This window comes from Candidatus Pelagibacter sp. HIMB123 (assembly GCF_052048195.1).
GTDB lineage: Bacteria > Pseudomonadota > Alphaproteobacteria > Pelagibacterales > Pelagibacteraceae > Pelagibacter.
Map to the genome: position 1 here is coordinate 54,841 of NZ_JBNAIL010000012.1, position 24,136 is coordinate 78,976.

Consider the following 24,136-nt stretch of genomic DNA (forward strand, 5'->3'; position numbering starts at 1 on the left):
TTATGTTAAAAAAAATTCCAAACATATTAACTATAGGGCGAATAATAATTGTTCCTTTTTTTGTTTTAGCCTTTTATCTTCCAGGATTTTATGGTGATCTTACTGCTTTAATATTATTTATTATTGCATCATTTACGGACTTCTTGGATGGTATGTTGGCTAGAATGTTTGGAGTAGAATCAAAACTGGGTGAATTATTAGATCCTATAGCTGATAAAATCATTGTTGCTACAGCATTAATACTTCTGGTTATGGATGGAACAATCAGAAATTATGAAGTAGTTGCAGCAATAATAATTCTTACAAGAGAAATTTTAATTTCAGGTTTAAGAGAATTTTTAGCAAAGGGAAAAATAAAACTTCCTGTTTCAAACCTTGCTAAACTTAAAACAGTATTACAAATGGTATCCATTGCTCTTTTATTGTCTGGAGATACTGGAAATAAAATAATTAATTTCCAAGATTATAATGCTCAAACTATAGGTATAATTCTTTTGTGGTTATCCGCTGCTTTAACACTTTTTACTGCATATCATTATATGCGAAAAGGTATTGATCACGCTATGTCTGAAGACAGTAAAGACTAGGCTGCTTTTTTCTTCCTAACTAATGCCTGATAACTTTCATTTAAATCAATAATAGTATCACAAACTTTAAACTGATTTTCAGCAATACAAGATACTGGAGTTACCTCTGCTGCTGTTCCAGTTAAAAAACATCCAACAAAATTAGGTAATTCGGTTGGACTAATTTTTCTTTCATGTACTTTTATATTTTTTGATTTTGCAATTCCAATTACAGTCCTTCTTGTAATACCATCTAAAAAAGAGTCTGGTATTGGAGTGTGAATTTCTCCATTTTTATCTTTGAAAAAAATATTTGCTCCAGTTGCTTCAGCAATATTCCCTTCGTGATCAAGCATTAGAGAATCTGTATATCCTTGCTTTTCTGCCTCATGTTTTGAGAGAGTACAAATCATATAAAGACCTGATGCTTTTGTATCCCATGGGATTGTATTAGGTGCTGGCCTTCTCCAATTTGAAATATTTAATCTTATTCCCTCTACTTTTAGTTTGGGATCAAAATATGATCCCCATTCCCATGTTGCAATCGCAACATGTATTTTTGTTTGTTGTGCAGAAATAGCCATCATCTCACTACCCCTCCAAGCAACAGGTCTTACATAACCATTTTCTACTTTTTGAGTTGCTATAATTTTATTAGATGCATTATTGATTTCTTCCTCAGTATATGGAATTTCAAAACCCATTCTTCTTGCAGAATGAAAAAATCTAGCTGTGTGCTCTTCTAATTTGAAAATTGAACCATCATAAACTCTCTCACCCTCAAATACACAACTAGCGTAGTGCATACCATGGCTTAAAACATGTAGTTTAACATCAGCCCAATCAACTAATTCGTTGTTGTACCATATTTTTCCAGATCGCTTGTCGTAAGGTATCATGTGTGAAAATTTTTTTAATTTATAACTGAAAAATATCTTTGTATCTTTAATATGTCAATATAACTTACCTTTTATGAAAGAACTTTTATATTTAAAAGATGACCAACTTAAAGATCTAATTGAAAAACTATTCGTAAGCTATAGAGAAACCTTTTCTGACTCTAAAAAAATATTAGATAGATATTCAATTGGTTTAGCACACCATAAAGTAATTCATTTGTTGTCAATGTATGAGGGGATCTCAATTTCTGAGCTGCTTAAGAGATTAAAAGTCACAAAACAAAGCTTAAATCGTGTTCTCAAAGATTTGATTAAACTCGAAATAGTCATTTTTAAAAAAGATGACCAAGATACTAGAGTAAAGCATGTTTTTCTTAATGATAAAGGTAAAAAAATTTTTAATGAAATTTTCAATTTACAAAAAAAGAGAATTTATAATGCTTTATTAAATTCAAGTTCTGAAGAAGTTATTAATTTTGATAATGTACTAAGTAAAATAATTAATGGATAAGTTTATTGCACATATACTAGTGGTTGATGATGATGATGGAATTAGATCTCTTGTAAAAAAGTATTTAAATGAAAATAAATTTTTAGTCACTACTGCTGAAAATGCAGAAAATGCATCAGAGAAAATAAAAATAATTAAGTTTGATTTAATAGTTTTGGATATCATGATGCCTGGTAAAAGTGGACTTGAATTTTTAAAAGAAAATAAAAAAAAATTAGATACACCAGTTATACTTCTCACTGCCAAAGGTGAAGCAAGTGAAAGAGTTGAGGGGTTAGAGATTGGTGCTGATGATTATTTGCCGAAACCATTTGAGCCGAAAGAATTAATTCTAAGAATACAAAACATATTAAATAAAACTATCAAAACAGATCAGAAAAGGGTTATAGAATTTGCAAATGTCAAAATTGATTTGAATAAACTTTTAATATTTAAAAGTGATAAAGAATTTAAGATTAATGCAACGGAAAAAACGATTTTAGAAAAAATGATTAATAACCCGGGCAAAACATTTTCTAGGGAAGATATTGGTCAATTAATCAATTTAGATAAAGAGAGATCAATAGATGTTATTATTACTCGGCTTAGAAAAAAAATTGAAATTGATCCAAAAAATCCAAAATTTTTGCAAACAATAAGAGGTGCAGGATATGTTCTCTGGATTGAGTAATTACTTAAAAAAGATATTACCAAAAAGATTATTTTATAGAGCACTTCTTATAGTTGCTATTCCAGTTTTGGTTTTGCAACTAGTAATAACAATTGTGTTTTTTGATAGCCTTTGGATCAAAACAAATAAAGGTATGACAAGAACCTTGGTAAATGAAATTAGTACATTTATTGAAGGCTATGAAAGCGAGCAAGAAAATAAACAAGAGTTGCTAGATCTTTTTTCCATATTTTTAGATTTAAATATTGAGTTTACCAATAACGAAAAATTACAAAATACAGATACTGAAAGATGGTTTAGTCCTATAGATAGAACTTTAAGAAGAGAACTAAAATCTAAATTTGGATTAAATGAATACTGGTTTGATACAACAAGTTATAAAGAATTAATTGATTTAAGAATTAAATACGAAGATGGTTATTTTAAATTTTTAGTGCCTAAAGATAGGGTTGCAAGTTCTTCAGCAAGAATATTTGCACTTTGGATCACAGTACCTGCAATTATAATGGTGATCATTTCTCTAATATTTTTAAAAAATCAAACTAGACCAATCACTAACCTAGCTCGTGCGGCTGAAAGGTTTGGTAAAGGAGAAAATATTGAAGAGTTCAAACCTTCTGGAGCCCTTGAAATAAGACAAGCAGGACATGAATTTGATAAAATGAGAAAGAGAATTGAGAGACACATAAATCAAAGAACAGAAATGTTATCTGGAATAAGTCATGATTTAAGAACACCTTTAACAAGGATGAAACTACAATTAGCTTTCATAAAAGATAAAGAAACTGTTAATAAATTGACTGAAGACATCAATGAAATGGAGAAAATGTTAAATGAATATTTACAATTTACCAGCTCATCACATGTTGAAAAAGATGAAATGTTTAATCTATCTGAATTAATTTCAGAAGTTATTGAAAAATATAATAATGAAAACATTTCACAAAACTTAACACCAAGAATTTACTTTAATGGCAGGAAAAATTTAATTAATAGATGTCTAAATAATCTAATTGATAATTCACTGAAATATGCAAATAAAGTTGAAATTAGCTTAAGTAAAAAAAATACTAACTTATTCATTATTATTGATGATGATGGTCCTGGAATACCAAAAAATGAGTATGAAAATGTATTTAAACCTTTCTATAAAATAGATAAAGGTCGAGCAGACTCAAAATCAAGTGTTGGTCTTGGTTTATCAATTTCATCAGACATTATCAAATCTCATGGAGGAAATATAATGTTGGAAAAATCAAAAATGAATGGTTTAAGGGTTAAGGTTTTCTTGCCTGTTTAACTTTTTTACTTTTTTTTTTCTCAAGTTTATTTATTTTATTTTCAAGATTCTCAACACGTTTTGAGAGTACTTCAAATTCATCTTTACTTGTAAGTTTCATTTTAAAAACAAACTCATCTCTTTTAGATTTTAAGATATTAAATAATTCAGTAGTTAAGTCTTTTGAAGATACTAGTCCCTGCTCTATTAATTTAGCAAACTTATCAATTATAAATTTAGAATTTTTCATATTTAAGATATACTTTATAAGTATTATTAAAAATGTTCATTAATAATTTTGACCCAGTAGCCTTAGAAATATTTTCTTTAGAAATCAGGTGGTATTCTTTAGCTTATATATTTGGAATTATATTAGGCTGGATTCTCGCAAAAAAATTATTTATCCAAGACATAGAAGTTAAAAATAAATTTGATGATTATTTAACTTATTTAATTATAGGTATAATTTTAGGAGGAAGACTTGGATATATTATTATTTATAATTTAAGTTTTTATATAAATAATCCATCAGATATATTTAAAATTTGGCAGGGAGGAATGTCCTTCCATGGTGGTTTAATTGGAGTTATTTTCGCATCTATATTTTTCGCTAAAAAAAATAATCAAAACCCATTCTTATATTTAGATATTGTCGCTTTAGTAGCTCCAGTCGGATTATTTTTTGGACGAATAGCAAACTTTATAAATTCAGAACTGTATGGAACTATAACTAATGTACCCTGGGCAGTAACATTTGTTCAAGTAGACAATCTTCCTAGGCATCCCTCGCAATTATATGAAGCACTATTAGAAGGATTATTTTTATTTTTATTATTAATTTATTTTAAAAAAAAATTTTCAAATAAACCTGGTGTAATTTCAGGATTATTTTTAATAATTTACTCAATCTTTAGATTTATTGTTGAATTTTATAGAGCACCAGATGAACAACTTGGTTATATATTTTTAAACTTAACAACGGGACAAGTAGTAAGTTTAATATTTATAATATCAGGGATAATCTTATTTTATTTAAAATATGAAACTCACTATGACAAATAATTTACCATTAGATCAATTTATAAATTTAGCTCTTTACGATAAGGATAAAGGTTTTTATATGAAAAAAAATCCTTTTGGTGAGGATGGAGACTTTATTACTGCTCCTAATATCACAAGATTATTTTCAGAAATAATTGCAATTTGGACAATTACTTTTTGGAAAAGTATAGGCTCTCCAAAAAAATTTAATTTGCTAGAACTAGGGGCTGGAAATGGTGAAATGATGAAAGTCATAGATGAGACACTTATAAATTTTCCCGAGTGTTACAATGCCTGCAGTTTTGTAATTCATGAAAAAAGTGATTTTTTAGTAGATGAACAAAAAAATAATTTAAATTCTAAAAAATTTTCGTGGCTAAAAGACATTAAAAAAATAAACTCAAACCCAACAATTTTTTTAGCTAATGAATTCTTTGATGCAATACCAATCAAACAATTTTTTAAAAAAAAAGATGGTTGGTTTGAAAGATTCGTAAATTTGAATGATCCAAAAAAAGCTGAGTTTAAAGATGAAAAAATTGATATAAAACAAATTGAGAAACATCTAAATTTTGAAATATCAAAAAATCAGAACATTATAGAATATTCGCCAGACTCATTTAAATATTTAAAAACAATTTGTGACTTAATACAAAAAAATGATGGAGGAATGTTGATTATTGATTATGGTTATGCAGATAGCAAAATGCATGAAACTCTTCAGGCAGTTAATAATCACAAATATTCTAACATTTTAGAAAATATTGGAGACTCTGATATTACTTACAATATAAACTTTCGTTCCTTTGAAAAATTTATAAATCAGTTTAAAGAAGTTAATTCAATTTTTACAAATCAAAAAAAGTTTTTAACAAATATGGGTATTCTTCAAAGAGCAGAAATAATCAGCAAAAATATAGCATTTTCTAAAAAAGCAGATTTATTTTATCGAGTAAGACGTTTAATAGATGAAAAACAAATGGGTGAATTGTTCAAAGTCATGCTTTTAAAAAATAAGAGAAATAATTTTAAAACAGGTTTTCAAAATTGATAAAATCAAAAAAACTCTCAAAAATTAAAATAATTAAACATGGTTTTTTTAATAAAACTGGTGGTAAATCGAAAAAAATTTATAAAAGTTTAAACTGTGGTCCTGGTTCTAAAGATAATCCCTTAGATGTTAAAAAAAATTTACAAATAGTAAAAAAAAAAATAAAAAGTACCGCTAAAAATATTTTTTTACTTCATCAAATACATAGTAATAAGTTTGTTTATATTAATAAAAAAAATAAATTTAGATCAAAACCAAAAGCAGACGCAGTAATCACAAACCAAAAAAACATACCAATTGGTGTTTTAACCGCTGATTGTGTGCCGATTTTAATCTGTGATGAAGGAACAAAATTAGTTGCTGCAATTCATGCAGGGTGGAAAGGTGCATTCAAAGATATAATAAGCAAAGTAATCAAATTTATGATCAGAAAAGGATCTAATCCTAAAAATATTACTGCAGCTATCGGACCTGCTATCTCGGCTAAAAATTATGAAGTCAAACAAGATTTTAAAAGAAAATTTATAAAAAAGGACAAAAATAATAATAAATTTTTTAAAATTAAGTACAAAAAGCTTTATTTTGATTTACCTAAATATGTAAAATCATGTCTTTTGAAGAATAAAATAAAAAATATTGAATCTTTAAATATTGATACATTTGATATTAATAATAATTTTTTTAGTGCAAGAAGAGCGTTAAGGCTAAAGCATGATGATTATGGTAGAAATATTTCAATAATTATGCTTTATTAGGTTTTTTAATGAAATTATTATCCGGAAATAGCAACAAACCATTAAGCAAGAATATTGCTAAATATCTAAAATCTAAATTAGTAAACTCTAGTATTAGAAATTTTTCTGATGGTGAAATTTATGTTGAAATAAATGAGAATATCAGAGGAAACAGTATTTTTATTATTCAATCTGTATCTTCGCCTGCTAATGATAATTTGATGGAGCTTTTGTTGTGTATTGATGCACTAAAAAGATCTTCTGCAAAAAATATTACTGCTGTAATTCCATATTTTGGATATGCTAGACAAGACAGAAAGGTAGTGCCTAGAACTTCAATTTCTGCAAAATTAGTATCAAACTTAATTACAAAAGCGGGTGCTGACAGAGTAGTTACTGTTGATTTACATGCAGGTCAAATTCAAGGTTTCTTTGATATTCCAGTAGACAACTTATTTGCAACACCTATTTTTGCAAGACATGCAAAAAAAAGAATAAAAAGTAAAAACCTTATTTGCGTTGCTCCAGATGTGGGTGGAACTGAGCGAGCAAGAGCACTAGGTAAGCTCTTAAATGTTGGATTAGCAATTGTAGATAAAAGACGACCAAAACCAGGTCAATCTCAAGTGATGAATGTCATAGGGGATGTAAAAGGTAAAACTTGTATAATTGTAGATGATATAATCGATTCAGGTGGAACAATAGTAAATGCAGCCAAAGCTCTTAAAGATAGAGGGGCTAAAGAAGTTTATGTCTATATAACTCATGGTGTACTCAGCGGTGAAGCCGTAAAAAAAATTAAAAATTCAGTAATTAAGAATTTAGTAATAACTGATACAATCGATAACATGAATAGAACTAAAGGTGTTAAAAACATTGAGGTTCTGTCAATTTCAGGGCTTATGGGAGAAGCAATTAAAAGAATATCTAATTCAACCTCAGTATCAGATTTATTCAAATAAATACCTTGAGTTATTAAGTAACTTGAGCTAAAAACCCTTGTTTTTATGAATTCATTAGACGCCAACATCAGAAATACCAAAACTAAAGGTGAATTAAATTCATTAAGAGATAATGGTAATGTGCCTGCTATAATTTATGGTGGAGAGGCTCAAAACGAGAAAATTTCAATATCTAAAAAAATACTTAAGTCACTAATTGAAAAAGAAAACTTTTTATCAAGTATCATAACTTTAAATGTTGATGGTAAGCCTCAAAAAGTTCTACCAAGAGAAATAAAATATGACATTATTTCAGATGAACCAATTCATGTAGACTTTCTAAGAATAGTTTCGGGTATAAAAGTTAGAATTGAAGTTCCGGTAAAATTTTTAAATCATGAAAAATCTCCTGGTTTGAAAAGAGGTGGTGTTTTAAACATTGTACGAAGAAAAGTTGAGCTAAAATGCCCAAGCGAAAAAATTCCTGAAAATCTTGTGATAGATCTTGATGGAGTTGATATTGGAGAGAGTTTTAAAATCTCTTCTATAAATCTTGACAGTGACGTTACTCCTACAATTCAAGGAAGAGATTTCGTAATTGCAACTCTAGCAGCTCCGACTGTTATGAAAGAACCTGAAAAACCTGCAGAAGCTGAGGCGGCTGAGGGAGAAGGTGCTGAAGGAGCAGAAGCGGCAGCAGCTGAAGGCGGAGATAAGCCAGCAGCTGAAGGTGATAAAAAAGAAGGTGAAGATAAAAAACCTGCTGAAGAAAAAAAATAAGTTAATTAAAATTGAATTTTATCCTCCAATATTAATATTTTATGCTACTACTTGTAGGATTAGGCAATCCAACCCCAGACAGTGAAAACAATAGACACAATATTGGTTTCAAGATTATAGATGCAATAAATAAAAAATTTGGACTTTCAAAACAAAAACCAAAATTCAAAGGACTTCTTACAACTGGTAATGTGGGAGAACAAAAAGTTTATGCAATTAAACCTTTAACATTTATGAATAATTCTGGAATTTGTATTAGAGAATTAATTGAATATTTCAAAATAGATGCTGAGGATGTTATCGTTTTTCATGACGATCTAGATGTAGAATTTGGAAAAATAAAAGCAAAATTTGGTGGCTCTGATGCAGGACATAACGGAATTGCATCAATAGACAAATTTATTGGTAAAGATTATTCAAGAGTGCGAATAGGAATTGGTAAACCAAAAGATAAAATGGAAGTTAGTGATTTTGTTCTTCAAAATTTTGATGAGGATGAAATGCTTGGATTGGAAAAAATTACAAATAACATCACAGATTCTATTTCAATACTTATCGACAAAAAATTAGATTTATTCTCTAGCACAGTAAATAATAAATAATGAGTTTTAAATGTGGAATTGTTGGTTTACCTAATGTGGGTAAATCTACACTCTTCAATGCTTTAACAAACTCAAGTAAAGCCCAGGCTGCAAATTTTCCATTTTGCACGATAGATCCTAATGTGGGAGTAGTCCCTGTTCCAGATAAAAGGTTGAACAAATTATCAGAAGTTTCAAAATCAAAAAAAACAATAAATACAACTATTTCATTTGTAGATATAGCTGGTCTTGTGAAAGGTGCATCTAAAGGTGAAGGATTGGGCAATAAATTTTTGTCCCATATAAGAGAAGTTGATGCAGTTATTCATATGATTAGATGCTTTGACTCGGACGATATTCAAAATGTTAATCCTGATGTTGACCCTATAAGAGATCTTGAGATCATTGAAACTGAAATGATGTTAGCTGACCTAGAATCTATACAAAAAAGACTTGAAAAAAATAATAAGAAAAACGTTGACGAAGATCAGCTTAAGATTTTAGAGATTGCATTAGACTGCATTAATAATGATAAAGATATATCAATATTAAATTCTCAATTTGACACAAAACAACTTAATCAAAGTGGTCTTTTATCAATAAAACCAAAGATTTTTGTTTGCAATGTAGATGAGCAAAGCGTTCAGGATGGAAATAAGTATACTAAAAACTTTATCGAAAAATTTGGGAAAGATAACACTCTAATTGTTTCTGCAGACATAGAAAACCAAATAAATGAATTAGCAGAAGATGAAAAAAAAAATTATATGGATATGATTGGTTTAAAAGGCACAGGTCTGAGTATGTTAATTCAAAAGGGCTATAAAATATTAGAACTTGATACGTATTTTACTTCTGGACCTGAAGAAACACGGGCTTGGACAATACAAAAAAACTGTACTGCTCCTAAGGCTGCAGGAGAAATTCATACAGATTTTGAAAAAGGTTTCATTAGAGCTGAAACTATATCTTATGAAGATTTTGTTGCTAATGATGGATGGGTAAATTCTAAAGCTAATGGAAAAATGAGATTAGAAGGTAAAGATTATATTGTGAAAGATGGAGACGTACTAAACTTCAGATTCAACACGTGACCATATCTTTTTCATGCTGAAGTAAACAAGAATTGTCAAAATAATTAAGTATATAATTGCTTTAAAGCCCATCTGATGTCTAGCTTCTAGATGAGGTTCAGCAGCCCACATTAAAAATGTTGTTACATCTTTTGACATTTGTTCAACAGTAGCAGTAGTTCCATCACTGTACTCGACTAATCCATCTGAAAGTGGAGCAGCCATTCTTATTTTATTTCCATACATATACTTATTATAATGAACACCATCATCCAAAGTCATTCCACTAGGAGCTTCTTCATAGCCTTGTAATAAAGAATATATGTAATCAACACCACCACCTCTAGCTTTAACCAAAACAGACATGTCTGGAGGGTATGCACCACCATTTGCGGCTTGAGCAGCTTTTACATTGTCATACGGCATTACAAATTTGTCAGATAATTTACCTGGTCTAGCAAACATTTCACCGTCTGCATTAGGTCCATCCATTACCTCAAATGAAGCTGCAATAGCCTTGGCTTGATCTTCTGGAAATTCTGGTCCACCTTTTTCAGCTAAATTTCTGTAACTTAAGTATTTCATTGAGTGACATGAGGCACAAACTTCTGTGTAAACTTGATATCCTCGTTGAAGAGAAGCTCTATCAAATTTTCCAAAAAGCCCTTTAAAACTCCAATCTGTTTTTAAGTAATCAACTTTTTCAGCAGCAAAAGAGAAGGTATTTGACGTACAAATTAATAATAATACTGAAAATATTTTAAGTAATTTTTTCACTTATTCTATCTTACTTTCTTTTTTCCTCGCTGTTGCTAAATTGGGCGAACCACCAAGAACTGGTTCCGTTATACTCAAAGGTACCGGTAAAGTTTTTTCTTTAAATCCTAAAACAGGAAGAATAACTAAAAAATGTAAAAAGTAATATGCCGTAGCAACTCTTGCAATTAACAAATAAAGTCCTTCAGCTGGCATTGCGCCTACATAACCAAGAATTAGAACATCAGCAACTAGTATCCAGTAAAACTGTTTATACAAAGGTCTGAATACTGCAGATCTAATTTTCGAAGTATCTAACCAAGGTAAGACAGCTAAAATTAATATTGCAGATAACATTGCCACAACACCTAACAATTTATCTGGTACAGATCTTAAAATTGCATAGAAAGGCAATAGATACCATTCAGGTACAATATGTGCAGGTGTTACCATTGGATTTGCCTCAATATAATTATCAGCATGACCTAGTATATTTGGTGAATAAAAAACAAAAAATGCAAAAACAATCATAAACATTAATAAAGCGAAACCATCTTTGATTACGATGTAAGGATGAAAAGGCACAGTGTCTTTTGAAGGTTTTTTGATGTCTATCCCAACTGGATTATTATTTCCAGGAACATGCAAAGCCCAGATATGTAAAACAACTAATCCTAAAATTAAAAATGGAATAAGATAATGCAATGTAAAAAATCTTGTTAAAGTTGGATTGTCTACTGAGTATCCGCCCCATAACCAGGTAACAATACCCTCTCCAACAAAAGGAATGGCGCTAAATAAATTTGTAATTACAGTTGCTCCCCAGAAGCTCATTTGTCCCCAAGGCAATACATATCCCATGAACGCAGCTGCCATCATTAGTAAGTAAATAATTATTCCAATTATCCAAATTATTTCTCTTGGTGCTTTGTAAGAACCGTAAAACAATGATCTAAAAATATGAATGTATACTGCTAAGAAAAACATAGATGCACCATTTGCATGAATATATCTAATTAACCAACCATAGTTAACATCACGCATGATGTGCTCAACACTTTCAAAAGCCATATCGGCGTGAGCGATGTAATGCATTGCTAGAGTTAATCCCGTGATGATTTGAGTAATTAAGCAAAAAGTTAAAATTCCCCCAAATGTCCACCAATAGTTTAAATTTTTAGGAGTCGGATAATCTGTTAAATGATTTGCAAGAGTTAAAAGTGGTAATCGATCATTAAACCATTGTCCTACTTTTGATTTTGGTCTGTAGTCGTGATCACTCATTAGTGTTTAGTTTATCCAATCTTAATTGTATTAGCGTTAACGAATTCGTATTTAGGTATTTCCATATTTAATGGAGCTGGCCCTTTTCTTATTCTTCCAGATGTATCATAGTGGGATCCATGACATGGGCAGAACCATCCATTGTAATCGCCTTTGTCATTTAAAGGTACACATCCTAAATGTGTGCAAACCCCTAACATTACAAGCCACTCTGGATTTTTAGCTCTATCCTCATCTTTCTCTGGATGAATTAAATCCTCCATCCTCACTTTTCTTGCTTCATCAATTTCTTCTTGGGTTCTTCTTCTTATAAAGACTGGTTTACCTCTCCACAAAACAGTTAGTGTGTTTCCTGGTGTTAATGCACTTACATCAACTTCTGTGCTAGCTAATGCTTTAACAGAAGCATCTGGATTCATTTGATCTATCATTGGCCACACCACTGCAGCAGCACCAACAGCTCCTACCGCTGTGGTAGCTGTAAATAAAAAATCTCTTCTTTTTGTTTTTTTTTCAGACACTTTTTAGTAGCTTTTATTATTATCTCTTTTTGATTTAAAATAGTTAATATACGAATTCATATAATATAAAATAATTATTTTACTACTGAAAGAATGACACAGAATTCAACAATTTTAGGACCCAAAATAGCTTTGTATGAGCCTGATATACCTCAGAATACTGCTGCAATCATAAGAACCTGTGCTTGTTTGGGTGCTAAATTAGAAATAATTGAACCATGTGGCTTTCTATTATCAGACAAACGTTTTAAAAGAGTGGTTATGGACTATATGGACTATAGTCAAATAGAGTTTTATCAAAGTTCGGAAAAATTTTTTGAAGCAAAGAAAAAACAGAGAATCGTATTGATGACAACTAAGGGTTCAATAAATTATACTAAATTTAAATTTAAGCCTGATGATACTATTTTGTTTGGAAGAGAAAGTGCTGGGGTACCCGAAAAGGTTCACAAGATTATTAAAAATCGTTTAAAAATACCCATGAATAATCAAGTAAGATCTCTTAATATTTCATCGTCTGTTGCCATTGTTTTGGCGGAAAGTTTGCGTCAAATTGAATTAATATAAAATGGATATTTCAATTAAAAAAGACTTAGCGAGTAATTGGTTTAAGCTATTACAAAATGCAATATGTGACGACATTTTAAAAATTGAAAAAAACAAATTAAATTTTCAATCAACTTCTTGGAATAGAAGCAGTAAAAAAGATGAGGGTGGTGGTGAATATAGAATTCTTAAAAATGGAAAAATTTTTGAAAAAGTAGGAGTAAATTTTTCAAAAGTTTATGGAAAATTTCCTAAACAATTTCAAAAGAATATACCAGGCGCAAGTAAAGATCCTAGATTTTGGGCATCAGGAATATCAATAGTTATGCACATGCAAAATCCCCATATTCCTGCAATGCATTTTAATACCAGATTTATTTGTACAACAAAGAATTGGTTTGGTGGAGGTATGGATGTAACCCCAGCAATAAAAGATGAAAGAGAGAAGAAAAACTTTCATAAAATATTAAAGGCAATGTGCGATAGACATAATAAAAATTATTATAAAAAATATAAAAAGTGGTGTGATGAATATTTTTATCTACCTCACAGAAAAGAAGCCAGAGGTATAGGTGGTATATTTTTTGACTATAAAAATGATAATTTTGAAAATGACTTTAAATTTGTCAGAGATGTTGGTGTTACATTTCAAATGCTATTTAATGAAATAATTAAAAAAAAATTAAAAAGAAAATGGACTTTAAAAGATAAAGAGTTTCAGTATATTAAAAGGGGTCGATACGCAGAATTTAATTTGCTCTATGATAGAGGAACGAAATTTGGGCTACAAACTGGTGGTAATGTTGAAGGAATTTTGATGTCATTACCCCCGATTGCAAAATGGAAATAAGAAAATGGATAAAGAGCCAATAACATTAAACGGATTAAATAAACTAAAAGAAGAATTGGTTTTTTTAAAAGAAAAAAAAAGACCTGAGATAGTAGCTGCAATTGCTGAAGCGAGATCCCATGGAGACCTTAAAGAAAATGCTGAATATCATGCAGCTAAAGAAGAACAATCTCATAACGAGGGAAGAATTGCAGAAATTAACGATATTATTGCAAGAGCAAATGTTATTGACGTTACAAAACTAAACAATGAAGGAAAAGTAATTTTTGGATCTACAGTTTATTTAGAAGATTTAGATACTGGTGAAAAAATTAATTATAAAATTGTTGGAAGAGATGAAGCAGATTTAAAACAAAAACTAATTTTCTTTCAATCACCAATTGGCAAAGGTTTGATTGGAAAAAATAAAAGTGATTTAGTTGAAATAAATACACCCTCTGGTGTAAAAAATTTTGAAATTAAAGACGTTAAATATATTTAACTTTTAACTATTTGTTGAACCTGCTTATCTGAAATTTGAAATCCGTTTTGAACCCAAGTTTCTTCTATCTTTTTTAATTTATTACCTAAAGTTTTACCCTCAGGAATTTGAAATTTAGATATTAATAGATCGGCCCCTATTGGCAAAGTTGGAATTACTTTCTCTTTATAAGTATCTAATAGTTTGATTAGTTTTTTCTCTACTTTGTTTGAGATAAATATTTTAAAATTAATTATATCCAATACAGCCTGTCGCCCATTAAAATAAAAAAATTTATTCAAGTTTTTCTCTGTAAAGTTGTTTAAAGTTACTTTTTCTCTATAAAAAAGATCTATTAATTTTAATCTTTTCTTATCTTTGTTAGATATTTTAAATTTATAAAGAAAATAATCAGCATTATCAGTCCCATCAATCACTAAAAGCGCAATTAAGAATATAAAGTCAATTTTTAAAAAATTCTCTGCAGCATAAGAATTTTGTTTTTTAAAATTTTTAATATTCTTTAATTGAGGGAAAATTATTTCTATGAGTTCTAAACTTTCTTTATCTTTGAAAAGTTTTAAAAATCCATTTGAACTAGTTATTTTTTTTAGCTCATCGATTAACCTTTCAGATGATATATTTGAAATTCCATCAATATTTTTTTTTATATTTTTTATTATTTCTGGCTGGTGCTCATGATTTGCGTAGTTTAAATAAAATCTTAAATACCTTAAAATACGCAAATAATCCTCCTGAATTCTTTTTTCCGCATTGCCAATAAAATTAATATAACCATCCTCCAAATCTTTTTTACCGTTAAATGGATCAAATAAATTACCATCACCATCTGCATAAATTGAATTGATAGTAAAATCCCTTCTAGAGGCATCTTCCTTCCAATCTAAAGAGAATTCTACTTCAGCATGCCTTCCATCAGTTGAGACGTCTTTCCTTAAAGAAGTAATTTCATATTTATATTCATCAATTATTGCTGTTATAGTTCCGTGTTCAATTCCTGTTTCGTAATAACTTATATGTTTGTTTTTAAGAGCCTCACAAACTTCCAGGGGAGTTAAATTTGTTGCTAGGTCAATATCATCAACATTTTCTTTTTTTATAACTTTTCTTACACACCCACCCACATATCTGATTTCACTTTTCTCTGAAAAATTATTAATTGCCTCAAAAATTTTATTTGCTGGTGTTGTTAAAGTAATTTGTTTTAAATTTTGACTGATATAATCAAGATTTTTTGATCTGGAAAAAAATTTATCTAAAAAATTTTTCATAAATGGCTGGGGCGCTAGGATTCGAACCTAGGATGCAGGTACCAAAAACCCGTGCCTTACCGCTTGGCTACGCCCCAATACTAGCTTCCTATAACATAAAAATATAAAATTCATATAGTTTTTGCTGTAACACACCAATAATTTTTATATTTTCTTTTAAATTTAGCTCTTGCCAATTTACAACTCTTTAATGAATTGTAATAGGCAACAATTGTTGATCCTGAACCAGTCATTCTTACAAATAATGGACTATTTATACTTTCTAAGAACAACTTTATTTTTTTAAGTTTTGGATATTTTTTGAGTGCTATTGTTTCAAGGGCATTTTGTTGATCAATCAAATATTTTACTCCAAACATGTTTTTTTTAGGTTTGTTATATTTTGATTTTGTATACTTTCGAACAGCTGAGTATATTTTTTTAGTTGAGCACCCAAAATCAGGTTTTACTAAAGTAGAATAATATTTTGGAGTATTATAAATCTTTTTTATTCTACCACTTGATGACAACACACAGCTGGATGAAATGGTTCCCAGAATAACATCAGAACCAACCCAGTCACAGATACTTCGAGTTTTTTGATGATTAGGATTAATAATTTTTTTTTTAACCAGATAATTAAACACACTTGCTGCGTTCATCGATCCCCCACCCAACCCAGCTTCTTGAGGGATTAATTTTTTAATTTTAACTTTGAATTTTTTATTTTTTAATAAATTTTCTTTATCTAGTATCTGAAATAATCTTTGAACAGTATTTTTTTTTCCAATATTTTTAGAAAACTTTCCATAAAAAGAAATGTGGTGTTTTTTTCCATTATGTTGATTTATGGAAATAACATCATGTAAATCTATGAAACCAATTATACTTTCAATTTTATGTAAAACCTTTTTTTTTCCAGTGATATTTAGTGCTAAATTTAACTTTGCATTAGATTTAATTTTATTAATTTTCATTTAGGAATTTTTAAGACCCTCTATTACTTTAATATTGATTTTTTCTCTCATATCGTCTTCGGTGTCATCAAAAGTTAATACGTTGTTCCAAAAATATCTTGCTTGAATTTTTCGATTTAATTTCCATAAAATGTCTCCATAATGATCATTCACAATTGGGTCATCTGGCATTAATTCTACAGCTCTTTTTAAATACTTTTCTGCTTCTACATAGTCCTCTATTAAAAAATAAGCCCATCCAATTGAATCAATAATATATGGATCATTGCTTTTTAAATCATATGCTGTTTTCAACATATCCATTGCTTCATTAATTTTATAATCACGCTCTAACCAAGAGTAAGCAAGGTAATTTAAAATATATGCATCACTAGGATCAATTTTAAGCGCATGCAATAAATCTTCATCTGACCTTTCATAATTGCCCATTCTTTCATAACTACCACCTCTACGATACAATACATCTGATTTGATAAGTGAATTGTCATCCAGTGTTAAAATAATTTCTGTATAACGATCTATTGCCTTTTCATAATTTTTAGAATTTTTATAAAAATTGGCTAAATCAAAAATCATTTTTATATTTGGATTTTCAATTTTATTAAATTTTGAGTCTATGTATTTAATTCCATTTTCATAATCCTGCTGTTGAATTATTATTTGAGCTTCTTTTTTTAATCTAAACCAATAATAAAATTCATCTTCTTTTTTAAAGTTTTTTAAGATCCTTTTTACTTTATCAAATTCATCATTGAGATAAAAATTTTCTGCAACCAATGACAAATTAAATTCAAACTTGGGATTCAAATAGTTTGACAAATTTAAGTAAAAATTTGATTTCTCAAAATTATCCTGAGAAGAATAAAGATTAGAGATTAAAAATAAAAACTCACTTACAAGATCATTGTGATCTTTGCATGAAAAAATTTTTCCAAAATCATCGAATTTTTCTTTGTCTACCCAACTTTTGCTTTGTGAGAGTAAAAGTGTTGAATTTATATAATCAATTTGTTCAACAACTAATCTTGCTTCATTTAATTTATTGTTATCAATTAAATGATTAAGATAAAAGAAAATGTATCTTGAATAATCACCTTGTTGATTATTTATTAAATTAAGAAAAAATGACGAAGTTCTTTTATCTTCAATATAACATCTTTGAAATGTCTCGGCTATAAGAGACAAGTTTCCAAAATTTTTTTTGTTATCTAATATTTTTTTATTTTTAAATGTATAAATATACTGTTTTAGAGTTTCAAATATAACTAGGTTTATTCTATCTTCGTCTTGAAATTTTAAACTTTGTGTTAAATATTCGTCAGCCTTTTTAAAGTTATTTTTTTTTAAACTGTCAATTATTAAAATTATATACGCATCATAAAAATCTGAATTAGATTTGTTTGCATTGTTATTTAATACATTAATTGCTTGAGGTACTTTGTTATCTAAAACTAAAGAGTTAACATATCTTTTTAAATAACTGTCATGTTTGTTAATTAATACCTTGGTTAAGTTAAAAAATTTTAAAGCTTCAGAATTATCTCGATTTTCAAATGCAACAATTCCAGAAAAATAATTTGACAAATCTCTTGAGTTGAAATCATTAAAAGTAGCACTTTTAGAATACAAGGGTGTCTGATAAGATATAAATATTAATAGTACTAATTTTAAAAATTTTAGGAACATGTAACCATACTATGACTAAAAAAGTGATAAATCAAAATACCAAATTAAACCAAGAACTAATTAATACTATTGAGCCAAAATTTATATTCGCTGATAAGCCAATAAATAGATTTAACATTTTAGAAACGAAAAATGGCACTCTGCAAACTAATAAAGAAGAATTACTAAAAAATTTAAAAGATCAAATAAATTCAATTGAAAATTGTAAATTGAAAGAAAATTCAAACAAAATTATTTTAGGTGAGGGAAATATAAATAGCCCTTTAATGTTAATTGGAGAGGCTCCTGGGGCTGAAGAAGAAAAGTTGGGTGTCCCATTTAGAGGTGAAGTTGGCGAACTTCTTAACAAAATGCTCATAGCCATCAATATTAAGAGGCAAAATATTTATACAAGTTATGCAATCAATTTTAGACTACCTGATGATAGAAAACCAACCTCAACCGAGATTAAAAGGTACTCAGTATTTTTGAAAGAGCATATATCAATTATAAACCCAAAGATTATCGTTTTAATGGGTAGTTCAGCAATGGAGGCTATAACAGGAATAAGCGAAAAAATCACTGCTGAAAGAGGACATTGGAAGGAAGTGATATTAAAAAACAAAACATTCCCTTTAATGATAACTTTTAATCCATCTTATCTCGTCCGTTTTCCAGAAAATAAAAAATACTCATGGGAAGATTTAAAGAAAATTAGAGACAAGATTAAAGACCTGAAGTTAAAAATTTGATGAAGATAATTGCAGGGGTTGATGAAGTTGGTAGAGGAAGTTTAATTGGACCTGTGTATGCATCAGCAGTAATTTTAAAAAAATCAATTAATCAAAAGTTATTAAAAGATTCAAAATCATTAAGTAAAAAAGAGAGAGAGCATCTATGTACATATATAAAAAAAAATTCTACTTGGTCCATAGGCAGAGCTTCTGTCAAAGAAATAGAAAAGCTGAATATACTTCAAGCAAGTTTACTGGCTATGAAAAGAGCCATCAAAAAACTTAAGAGAAAACCAACACACGTTCTGATAGATGGAAACAAAACTCCAGAGTTAAAAAATTATAATTTAAAATCAGTTATTAAAGGAGATAAAAAAGTCCCCTCTATTTCAGCAGCTTCTATAATTGCAAAAGTATCAAGAGATAAGTTTATAACCACTTTATCAAAAAAAAATAAAGGCTATGATTGGGATAAAAACTTTGGGTACGGAACAAAACAGCACTTAAAAGCTTTGAAAAAGTTGGGTATTACTAAACATCATAGAAAAACTTTTTCACCTATATCTAAAATAAATTAACACTACATCTAGTTACCTCCTAATTTAGAAACACTAATCGAGTCCAAATTTTTCAATCTCAGGTTGACCGAAGAATCCATTTGGAGTCTAATTAATTTTTAGAAATGAAAACTGATTTCAAAAATAAAATAATTAATGGAGATAGTCTCGAAGAATTAAAAAAAATTCCACGTGAAACTTTTGATTTAATTTTTGCTGATCCTCCTTACAACTTACAATTAAAAAGTGAATTAACTCGACCAGATAGATCAAAGGTTAGTGCGGTAAATGATAAGTGGGATCAATTTGAAAATTTTAAAAAATATGATGATTTCACTTATGAATGGCTTAGTGAATGTAAAAGAATTTTAAAAAAAGATGGAGCAATTTGGGTTATAGGAAGCTACCACAATATTTTTAGAGTTGGCACGGCAATTCAAAATTTAGGTTTCTGGATTTTAAACGATGTAATTTGGAATAAAAACAACCCAATGCCAAACTTTAGAGGAACACGTTTTACTAACGCTCATGAAACTTTAATATGGGCTTCTAAAAGTGAAAAATCAAAATACACATTCAATTATCAATCTTTAAAATGCTTAAATGATGATTTGCAAATGAGATCTAATTGGGATCTTCCAATATGCAATGGTTCTGAAAGACTTAAAAAGGATGGAAAAAAAATTCACTCCACACAAAAACCAGAAGCACTATTACATAGAATTTTACTAGCTACATCTAATAAAAATGACCTTATACTTGATCCTTTTTTAGGATCAGGAACAACGGCTACAGTAGCAAAAAAACTAGGAAGAAATTATTTTGGAATAGAAAAGGAAAAAAATTATTTTAAAGCTGCTGAGCAACGAATAAAAGTTACAAAGCCTATTGAGGACGACTTATTAGATACGCTAAAAAATAATAGATCAAAACCAAGAATTCCTTTTGGTTCATTAGTTGAGCTTGGAATAATTAAACCTGGAACTAATATTTTTGATAATAAGAAAAAAATAACAGCCAGAATTATGGCCGATGGTAGTATAAAACATAATCAAGCAGAGGGTTCTATACACAAAGTTGCGGCTACTATTTTAGGGGCTGAAAGTTGCAATGGATGGACTTTTTGGCATTGTGATATAAATGGACGAACTTATCCTATTGATTATCTAAGACAAAGATTAATTTCTAAAAATTAACTTTTATAAATTTTACCCAAATAACTTTCTAAAAATTTTTTATTTTTAGTTAAAATTTTTAAAAAAATATTTCTAAATATGATCATAATTGGATTTGATATATGGAATGCAAATTGATTGAAATTAGATCTACTGTTAATCATTTTTACTCTCTTTAATCTGATATCATAAAAATTATTATTATTAATTAAGCATTCATATAATTCATTAGCACCCTCAATTGATTGGGAAGCTCCCTGAGCAAATGAAGGTGAAAAAGCAAAAAATGCATCTCCTACAAGAAATATATTTTTTGGAGGATTATATAAATTTTTACTTACAAATATTGGAAATAATTTAATATTTTGAAGACTTTCCAAAAAACTTTGAGAAACTTTTTTAGATAATTTAAATTTAATTTTTTTTATAAAAGAACTCTCAGTAAAAAGATTGTAATTCTCTTGCTCATTTGAATTTAATTTATGTTTTAATATGCCAATAAAATTTAAATTTTTATCATTATTAATTGGATAAACAACATAATGAAAATTTGGTCCTAAAAACAAAGAAATATTTTCTTCATTTATATTTTGTAGATTTTCTCTCGATATACTGCCCCTAATAGCAATCGTATCATTGTAAATTGGTTTTGATTTATTGTTTGAAATTAATAACTTCCCCTTAGAAAACACACCGTCTGAAATAATTAAGTAATCGCAACTAATTTTATTTTTATCAAATATTAATTTTATTGAATCTTTATCATAATCAACCTGTTCAATACTGTGATTATATTTAATTATATCCTCGTTTATTTGTTCTTTTAAAAATTGAAGTAGTTTTGATCTTTTCAGTGTTGTGTATTTATAATCTTCAGAATTAAATTTTGAAATATCTAAGTCACAAATTTTTTTTGAATTTTTAATTTCATAAAAATCGATTTTTTTTGGATTAAATTTTTCTTCTTCAGTAAGAGAAGCGAAACCTATTTTATTTAAAAGTTTTACACTATTTACTGACAACTGAATTCCATAACCTTCCTCCATTTCTATTGAATTCCTTTTTTCATATATCGTAACCTGATAATCCTTATGATCTTTAAATAAATTGGCAATATACAAACCAGAAATTCCAGCACCAATTATTGCTATTTTTTTCATTTATGACTTTCTAAAAATTTTACTATCTTTTTTGTAAATGTTGGCAGTGTATAATTTTGAAGCTTTGTTGGATCAATCCAAAAATTATTTTTATTTAAATTATATTTATTTTTAAATTCAATTTTAATATTCATGCTCATGTTAGACATTTTAAAATTCAAATCTTTATCAAAGTTTTTAGGATTATTTACTTCCTCCATCGGGAAGATATTAAAATTTTTCAAAAAATTAAATTTATTATTTTTGATTAATAAATAATGATTATTTTTTTTATAAACATTTAGCTTGTAAAAAGTTTCCTTATCTTTTTTTTTAAATTTTACTAAATCAAAATTTTTATTTTTAAATGATTTGCATTTTTTTACTAATGGACAGTTCTTACAATTAGGACTAACAGGTTTACAAATTAGTGCTCCTAATTCCATTAAAGCTTGAGCATAATCACTAGACCTTTTGATTGATGTTCCAAAAATTTTTTTCTTCTCATTTAAATTTTCTTTTTTAATTTGATCTTGTTTTTTTAAAAATAAGTATCTCTTTAATACTCTTTCAATATTACCATCTAGAGGAATTATTGGTTCATTGAATGCAATTGCAGAAATTGCACTTGCTGTATAATCTCCAATTCCTGGAAGAGACTTTAAATCTATAAAATTTCTAGGTATTTTTTTATTAAAATTTTTAACAACGATTTGAGCTGTTTTTTTTAAATTTCTTACTCTTGAATAGTATCCAAGACCCTCCCAAAGTTTAACTAATTTTCTATCATCATATTTAGATAATTTTTCAATTGTAGGAATATTTTTTATAAATCTGTTAAAGTAAGGTATTACTGTTGCAACCTGGGTTTGCTGCAACATAAATTCACTTACCAAAGTGTAGTATTGCTTTTTTGTTTGAGAAACATTCTTTCTCCAAGGTAAAGATCTTTTATTTAAATCATACCAATTAAGAATATTATTTGTTATTGTTGGATCTTTCATATGCAATCTAAAAATAATACTAAGCAGAGAAACGCTAGCATTCAAGGATTAAGATCTTTCAAAGACACTTTGCCAAAAAATGTCAAAAAAATAATTAATAAAAAAGGTCATGTATATTCAGAAACACTGAGTAATTGGAAATATTTAGTTGGAAGTGAATTATTTAAAATTTGCTATCCAAAAACATTTAAAAACTCAAATAAATTTGGTGTTAGTACCTTAGTAGTTATGGTTAAGCGAGGACATGAAGTTGACGTAGAATATTCGAAGAAAGATATTTTAAATAAAATGAATAACTTTTTTGGCTATTCCGTTGTTGAAAAGCTTAAATTTATAAGTTTTGATGATGAACATGAAATGACGGGCTCGAGTGAAACAAAAGTTAAAAATGTGGCAATTAGTAAATATCAAGATAAGATTAAAGGTGTTAAAAACGAAAAGATTAAAAAATCATTAACAGAATTAACCAGGGTTTTTAGAGAGAAATGAAAAAAATTATATTTTTAATATTAATATTTTTTACTACAGTCTTAAATGTACAAGCTGAGGAAATTAAAAGAATAACTGTTGGGAACAAAGATGCAAAAATAACTATTATAGCTTTTGAATCATTGACTTGTAGTCATTGTGCAAATTTTCATAAAAATGTTTATCCTCAATTAAAGGAGGAGTATCTTGATACTGGACTCGCTAAAATAGAATTTAGACATTTTCCATTAGACATAGCGGCTTTTAATGCATCTAAAGTTTCTCAGTGTAAGAATGATGGAAATTCAGATATCCTTGAAAGTTTATATGCTAATCAACAAAAATGGGTAAAGGGAAGTTCAATCCAGGAGGCAAATAAAAATCTACAAAAATTTTTGAAAAATGAAGGATTTAGTATTGATTTTGATACTTGTATAAATAATAAAGAAATTGAAGATTTTGTATTAAACGATCGAATCGATGGAGCAAAGAACTTCAAAGTGAACGCAACTCCTACGATTATTATTAACAACGAAAAATTTGAAAAAACTCTAAATTATAAAAATTTAAAAAAAGCTCTAGAAAAACTGATATAAGTTAGTG

29 protein-coding genes and 1 tRNA gene are annotated in these 24,136 nt (G+C 28.3%); 19 read left to right on the forward strand and 11 right to left on the reverse strand.

The window, feature by feature from the left end; translation table 11 throughout:
- The first annotated feature begins 2 nt into the window (after positions 1 to 2).
- Entirely contained in the window at positions 3 to 587 is a 585-nt protein-coding gene (pgsA, locus tag ACTTBL_RS03380; RefSeq protein ID WP_440643619.1) for a CDP-diacylglycerol--glycerol-3-phosphate 3-phosphatidyltransferase, read from the forward strand.
- On the opposite strand, the gene ACTTBL_RS03385 is transcribed toward pgsA, so the two are convergent.
- Positions 584 to 1,465, reverse strand: coding sequence for a branched-chain amino acid aminotransferase (locus ACTTBL_RS03385; protein ID WP_440643620.1), 882 nt, complete (start codon positions 1,463 to 1,465; stop codon positions 584 to 586). The genes pgsA and ACTTBL_RS03385 overlap by 4 nt on opposite strands.
- Before the next feature lie 73 nt (positions 1,466 to 1,538).
- Between ACTTBL_RS03385 and ACTTBL_RS03390 the strand changes: the two genes are divergently transcribed.
- From ACTTBL_RS03390 to ACTTBL_RS03400, 3 genes are read left to right on the forward strand one after another with little or no spacing between them, the layout of a single operon-like run.
- Positions 1,539 to 1,976, forward strand: coding sequence for a MarR family winged helix-turn-helix transcriptional regulator (locus ACTTBL_RS03390; RefSeq protein ID WP_023854811.1), 438 nt, complete (start codon positions 1,539 to 1,541; stop codon positions 1,974 to 1,976).
- Entirely contained in the window at positions 1,969 to 2,646 is a 678-nt protein-coding gene (locus ACTTBL_RS03395; RefSeq protein WP_075504719.1) for a response regulator, read from the forward strand. The genes ACTTBL_RS03390 and ACTTBL_RS03395 overlap by 8 nt, the downstream gene beginning before the upstream one ends.
- On the forward strand, positions 2,627 to 3,946 hold the full coding sequence (locus tag ACTTBL_RS03400; protein ID WP_440643621.1) for an ATP-binding protein: 1,320 nt from the start codon (positions 2,627 to 2,629) through the stop codon (positions 3,944 to 3,946). Before ACTTBL_RS03395 ends, ACTTBL_RS03400 begins: the two co-directional genes overlap by 20 nt.
- Here the strand turns inward: ACTTBL_RS03400 and ACTTBL_RS03405 are convergent.
- Positions 3,924 to 4,175 carry a hypothetical protein gene (locus tag ACTTBL_RS03405; protein ID WP_075504721.1) on the reverse strand — a complete coding sequence of 84 codons (252 nt, stop codon included), beginning with the start codon at positions 4,173 to 4,175 and terminating at the stop codon, positions 3,924 to 3,926. The genes ACTTBL_RS03400 and ACTTBL_RS03405 overlap by 23 nt on opposite strands.
- A gap of 32 nt (positions 4,176 to 4,207) precedes the next feature.
- Here ACTTBL_RS03405 and lgt point away from each other — a divergent pair, with 32 nt between their 5' ends.
- Genes lgt through ychF form a run of 7 tightly spaced genes read left to right on the forward strand, consistent with a single transcriptional unit; the run spans position 4,208 to position 10,147 of the window.
- Positions 4,208 to 4,987 (forward strand): prolipoprotein diacylglyceryl transferase, encoded by a 780-nt coding sequence (gene lgt / locus ACTTBL_RS03410; protein ID WP_440643622.1) that lies wholly within the window; start codon positions 4,208 to 4,210, stop codon positions 4,985 to 4,987.
- Positions 4,977 to 6,017, forward strand: a complete 1,041-nt coding sequence (locus ACTTBL_RS03415; RefSeq protein ID WP_440643623.1) for an SAM-dependent methyltransferase — start codon at positions 4,977 to 4,979, stop codon at positions 6,015 to 6,017. The genes lgt and ACTTBL_RS03415 overlap by 11 nt, the downstream gene beginning before the upstream one ends.
- Complete coding sequence (gene pgeF / locus ACTTBL_RS03420) at positions 6,014 to 6,772, forward strand: peptidoglycan editing factor PgeF (RefSeq protein WP_440643624.1); 759 nt, start codon at positions 6,014 to 6,016, stop codon at positions 6,770 to 6,772. Before ACTTBL_RS03415 ends, pgeF begins: the two co-directional genes overlap by 4 nt.
- Positions 6,773 to 6,780: 8 nt before the next feature.
- Complete coding sequence (locus ACTTBL_RS03425) at positions 6,781 to 7,713, forward strand: ribose-phosphate pyrophosphokinase (RefSeq protein ID WP_440643625.1); 933 nt, start codon at positions 6,781 to 6,783, stop codon at positions 7,711 to 7,713.
- Between the two features lie 45 nt (positions 7,714 to 7,758).
- Entirely contained in the window at positions 7,759 to 8,472 is a 714-nt protein-coding gene (locus tag ACTTBL_RS03430; RefSeq protein WP_440643626.1) for a 50S ribosomal protein L25/general stress protein Ctc, read from the forward strand.
- Between the two features lie 41 nt (positions 8,473 to 8,513).
- Complete coding sequence (gene pth / locus ACTTBL_RS03435) at positions 8,514 to 9,074, forward strand: aminoacyl-tRNA hydrolase (protein WP_440643627.1); 561 nt, start codon at positions 8,514 to 8,516, stop codon at positions 9,072 to 9,074.
- Positions 9,074 to 10,147: a redox-regulated ATPase YchF gene (gene ychF / locus ACTTBL_RS03440; RefSeq protein WP_440643628.1), complete on the forward strand. Its 1,074-nt coding sequence runs from the start codon at positions 9,074 to 9,076 to the stop codon at positions 10,145 to 10,147. The genes pth and ychF overlap by 1 nt, the downstream gene beginning before the upstream one ends.
- Here the strand turns inward: ychF and ACTTBL_RS03445 are convergent.
- From ACTTBL_RS03445 to petA, 3 genes are read right to left on the reverse strand one after another with little or no spacing between them, the layout of a single operon-like run.
- Positions 10,124 to 10,903 (reverse strand): cytochrome c1, encoded by a 780-nt coding sequence (locus tag ACTTBL_RS03445; protein ID WP_440643629.1) that lies wholly within the window; start codon positions 10,901 to 10,903, stop codon positions 10,124 to 10,126. The two genes, ychF and ACTTBL_RS03445, sit on opposite strands and share 24 nt — an antisense overlap.
- Positions 10,904 to 12,166, reverse strand: coding sequence for a cytochrome b (locus ACTTBL_RS03450; RefSeq protein WP_072090789.1), 1,263 nt, complete (start codon positions 12,164 to 12,166; stop codon positions 10,904 to 10,906).
- A gap of 11 nt (positions 12,167 to 12,177) precedes the next feature.
- The gene (gene petA, locus ACTTBL_RS03455) at positions 12,178 to 12,687 is read right to left on the reverse strand and encodes a ubiquinol-cytochrome c reductase iron-sulfur subunit (protein ID WP_440643630.1); all 510 of its coding nucleotides are present in this window, start codon (positions 12,685 to 12,687) and stop codon (positions 12,178 to 12,180) included.
- A gap of 93 nt (positions 12,688 to 12,780) precedes the next feature.
- On the opposite strand from petA, the gene ACTTBL_RS03460 reads away from it, so the two are divergent.
- The 3 genes from ACTTBL_RS03460 to greA are packed head-to-tail and all read left to right on the forward strand — an operon-like array spanning position 12,781 to position 14,564.
- Positions 12,781 to 13,254 carry a tRNA (cytidine(34)-2'-O)-methyltransferase gene (locus tag ACTTBL_RS03460; RefSeq protein ID WP_145596991.1) on the forward strand — a complete coding sequence of 158 codons (474 nt, stop codon included), beginning with the start codon at positions 12,781 to 12,783 and terminating at the stop codon, positions 13,252 to 13,254.
- 1 nt (position 13,255) lies between these two features.
- The gene (gene hemF / locus ACTTBL_RS03465; RefSeq protein WP_440643631.1) at positions 13,256 to 14,083 is read left to right on the forward strand and encodes an oxygen-dependent coproporphyrinogen oxidase; all 828 of its coding nucleotides are present in this window, start codon (positions 13,256 to 13,258) and stop codon (positions 14,081 to 14,083) included.
- 4 nt (positions 14,084 to 14,087) lie between these two features.
- Positions 14,088 to 14,564, forward strand: coding sequence for a transcription elongation factor GreA (greA, locus tag ACTTBL_RS03470; RefSeq protein ID WP_440643632.1), 477 nt, complete (start codon positions 14,088 to 14,090; stop codon positions 14,562 to 14,564).
- On the opposite strand, the gene ACTTBL_RS03475 is transcribed toward greA, so the two are convergent.
- The 4 genes from ACTTBL_RS03475 to ACTTBL_RS03490 form a co-directional block, all read right to left on the reverse strand.
- Entirely contained in the window at positions 14,561 to 15,835 is a 1,275-nt protein-coding gene (locus tag ACTTBL_RS03475; protein WP_440643633.1) for a CCA tRNA nucleotidyltransferase, read from the reverse strand. The genes greA and ACTTBL_RS03475 overlap by 4 nt on opposite strands.
- Before the next feature lie 3 nt (positions 15,836 to 15,838).
- A tRNA-Gln gene (locus ACTTBL_RS03480) sits at positions 15,839 to 15,912 on the reverse strand.
- Between the two features lie 33 nt (positions 15,913 to 15,945).
- On the reverse strand, positions 15,946 to 16,791 hold the full coding sequence (locus tag ACTTBL_RS03485; protein ID WP_440643634.1) for a GHMP family kinase ATP-binding protein: 846 nt from the start codon (positions 16,789 to 16,791) through the stop codon (positions 15,946 to 15,948).
- Entirely contained in the window at positions 16,792 to 18,477 is a 1,686-nt protein-coding gene (locus tag ACTTBL_RS03490; protein ID WP_440643635.1) for a tetratricopeptide repeat protein, read from the reverse strand.
- An 11-nt stretch (positions 18,478 to 18,488) separates the two neighbouring features.
- Here ACTTBL_RS03490 and ACTTBL_RS03495 point away from each other — a divergent pair, with 11 nt between their 5' ends.
- From ACTTBL_RS03495 to ACTTBL_RS03505, 3 genes are all read left to right on the forward strand, one after another.
- The gene (locus ACTTBL_RS03495; RefSeq protein WP_440643636.1) at positions 18,489 to 19,208 is read left to right on the forward strand and encodes a uracil-DNA glycosylase; all 720 of its coding nucleotides are present in this window, start codon (positions 18,489 to 18,491) and stop codon (positions 19,206 to 19,208) included.
- The gene (locus ACTTBL_RS03500; RefSeq protein WP_440643637.1) at positions 19,208 to 19,768 is read left to right on the forward strand and encodes a ribonuclease HII; all 561 of its coding nucleotides are present in this window, start codon (positions 19,208 to 19,210) and stop codon (positions 19,766 to 19,768) included. Before ACTTBL_RS03495 ends, ACTTBL_RS03500 begins: the two co-directional genes overlap by 1 nt.
- 104 nt (positions 19,769 to 19,872) lie before the next feature.
- The gene (locus ACTTBL_RS03505) at positions 19,873 to 20,943 is read left to right on the forward strand and encodes a site-specific DNA-methyltransferase (RefSeq protein ID WP_440643638.1); all 1,071 of its coding nucleotides are present in this window, start codon (positions 19,873 to 19,875) and stop codon (positions 20,941 to 20,943) included.
- Here ACTTBL_RS03505 and ACTTBL_RS03510 read toward each other — a convergent pair.
- Positions 20,940 to 22,082, reverse strand: a complete 1,143-nt coding sequence (locus ACTTBL_RS03510) for an FAD-dependent monooxygenase (RefSeq protein WP_440643639.1) — start codon at positions 22,080 to 22,082, stop codon at positions 20,940 to 20,942. The two genes, ACTTBL_RS03505 and ACTTBL_RS03510, sit on opposite strands and share 4 nt — an antisense overlap.
- On the reverse strand, positions 22,079 to 23,065 hold the full coding sequence (locus ACTTBL_RS03515) for an A/G-specific adenine glycosylase (RefSeq protein ID WP_440643640.1): 987 nt from the start codon (positions 23,063 to 23,065) through the stop codon (positions 22,079 to 22,081). Before ACTTBL_RS03515 ends, ACTTBL_RS03510 begins: the two co-directional genes overlap by 4 nt.
- Here ACTTBL_RS03515 and ACTTBL_RS03520 point away from each other — a divergent pair, their 5' ends adjacent.
- Positions 23,066 to 23,554: a DUF721 domain-containing protein gene (locus ACTTBL_RS03520; protein WP_440643641.1), complete on the forward strand. Its 489-nt coding sequence runs from the start codon at positions 23,066 to 23,068 to the stop codon at positions 23,552 to 23,554. It begins immediately after the preceding gene.
- Positions 23,551 to 24,129, forward strand: a complete 579-nt coding sequence (locus ACTTBL_RS03525; protein ID WP_440643642.1) for a thioredoxin domain-containing protein — start codon at positions 23,551 to 23,553, stop codon at positions 24,127 to 24,129. The genes ACTTBL_RS03520 and ACTTBL_RS03525 overlap by 4 nt, the downstream gene beginning before the upstream one ends.
- The last annotated feature ends 7 nt before the right edge of the window (positions 24,130 to 24,136 follow it).

Coding starts and splice junctions, on each gene's coding strand:
- pgsA (WP_440643619.1), top strand. CDS start 3: ATGTTAAAAAAAATTCCAAACATATTAACTATAGGGCGAATAATAATT.
- ACTTBL_RS03385 (WP_440643620.1), bottom strand. CDS start 1,465: ATGATACCTTACGACAAGCGATCTGGAAAAATATGGTACAACAACGAA.
- ACTTBL_RS03390 (WP_023854811.1), top strand. CDS start 1,539: ATGAAAGAACTTTTATATTTAAAAGATGACCAACTTAAAGATCTAATT.
- ACTTBL_RS03395 (WP_075504719.1), top strand. CDS start 1,969: ATGGATAAGTTTATTGCACATATACTAGTGGTTGATGATGATGATGGA.
- ACTTBL_RS03400 (WP_440643621.1), top strand. CDS start 2,627: ATGTTCTCTGGATTGAGTAATTACTTAAAAAAGATATTACCAAAAAGA.
- ACTTBL_RS03405 (WP_075504721.1), bottom strand. CDS start 4,175: ATGAAAAATTCTAAATTTATAATTGATAAGTTTGCTAAATTAATAGAG.
- lgt (WP_440643622.1), top strand. CDS start 4,208: ATGTTCATTAATAATTTTGACCCAGTAGCCTTAGAAATATTTTCTTTA.
- ACTTBL_RS03415 (WP_440643623.1), top strand. CDS start 4,977: ATGACAAATAATTTACCATTAGATCAATTTATAAATTTAGCTCTTTAC.
- ACTTBL_RS03425 (WP_440643625.1), top strand. CDS start 6,781: ATGAAATTATTATCCGGAAATAGCAACAAACCATTAAGCAAGAATATT.
- ACTTBL_RS03430 (WP_440643626.1), top strand. CDS start 7,759: ATGAATTCATTAGACGCCAACATCAGAAATACCAAAACTAAAGGTGAA.
- pth (WP_440643627.1), top strand. CDS start 8,514: ATGCTACTACTTGTAGGATTAGGCAATCCAACCCCAGACAGTGAAAAC.
- ychF (WP_440643628.1), top strand. CDS start 9,074: ATGAGTTTTAAATGTGGAATTGTTGGTTTACCTAATGTGGGTAAATCT.
- ACTTBL_RS03450 (WP_072090789.1), bottom strand. CDS start 12,166: ATGAGTGATCACGACTACAGACCAAAATCAAAAGTAGGACAATGGTTT.
- ACTTBL_RS03460 (WP_145596991.1), top strand. CDS start 12,781: ATGACACAGAATTCAACAATTTTAGGACCCAAAATAGCTTTGTATGAG.
- hemF (WP_440643631.1), top strand. CDS start 13,256: ATGGATATTTCAATTAAAAAAGACTTAGCGAGTAATTGGTTTAAGCTA.
- greA (WP_440643632.1), top strand. CDS start 14,088: ATGGATAAAGAGCCAATAACATTAAACGGATTAAATAAACTAAAAGAA.
- ACTTBL_RS03475 (WP_440643633.1), bottom strand. CDS start 15,835: ATGAAAAATTTTTTAGATAAATTTTTTTCCAGATCAAAAAATCTTGAT.
- ACTTBL_RS03485 (WP_440643634.1), bottom strand. CDS start 16,791: ATGAAAATTAATAAAATTAAATCTAATGCAAAGTTAAATTTAGCACTA.
- ACTTBL_RS03490 (WP_440643635.1), bottom strand. CDS start 18,477: ATGTTCCTAAAATTTTTAAAATTAGTACTATTAATATTTATATCTTAT.
- ACTTBL_RS03495 (WP_440643636.1), top strand. CDS start 18,489: ATGACTAAAAAAGTGATAAATCAAAATACCAAATTAAACCAAGAACTA.
- ACTTBL_RS03500 (WP_440643637.1), top strand. CDS start 19,208: ATGAAGATAATTGCAGGGGTTGATGAAGTTGGTAGAGGAAGTTTAATT.
- ACTTBL_RS03505 (WP_440643638.1), top strand. CDS start 19,873: ATGAAAACTGATTTCAAAAATAAAATAATTAATGGAGATAGTCTCGAA.
- ACTTBL_RS03510 (WP_440643639.1), bottom strand. CDS start 22,082: ATGAAAAAAATAGCAATAATTGGTGCTGGAATTTCTGGTTTGTATATT.
- ACTTBL_RS03515 (WP_440643640.1), bottom strand. CDS start 23,065: ATGAAAGATCCAACAATAACAAATAATATTCTTAATTGGTATGATTTA.
- ACTTBL_RS03520 (WP_440643641.1), top strand. CDS start 23,066: ATGCAATCTAAAAATAATACTAAGCAGAGAAACGCTAGCATTCAAGGA.
- ACTTBL_RS03525 (WP_440643642.1), top strand. CDS start 23,551: ATGAAAAAAATTATATTTTTAATATTAATATTTTTTACTACAGTCTTA.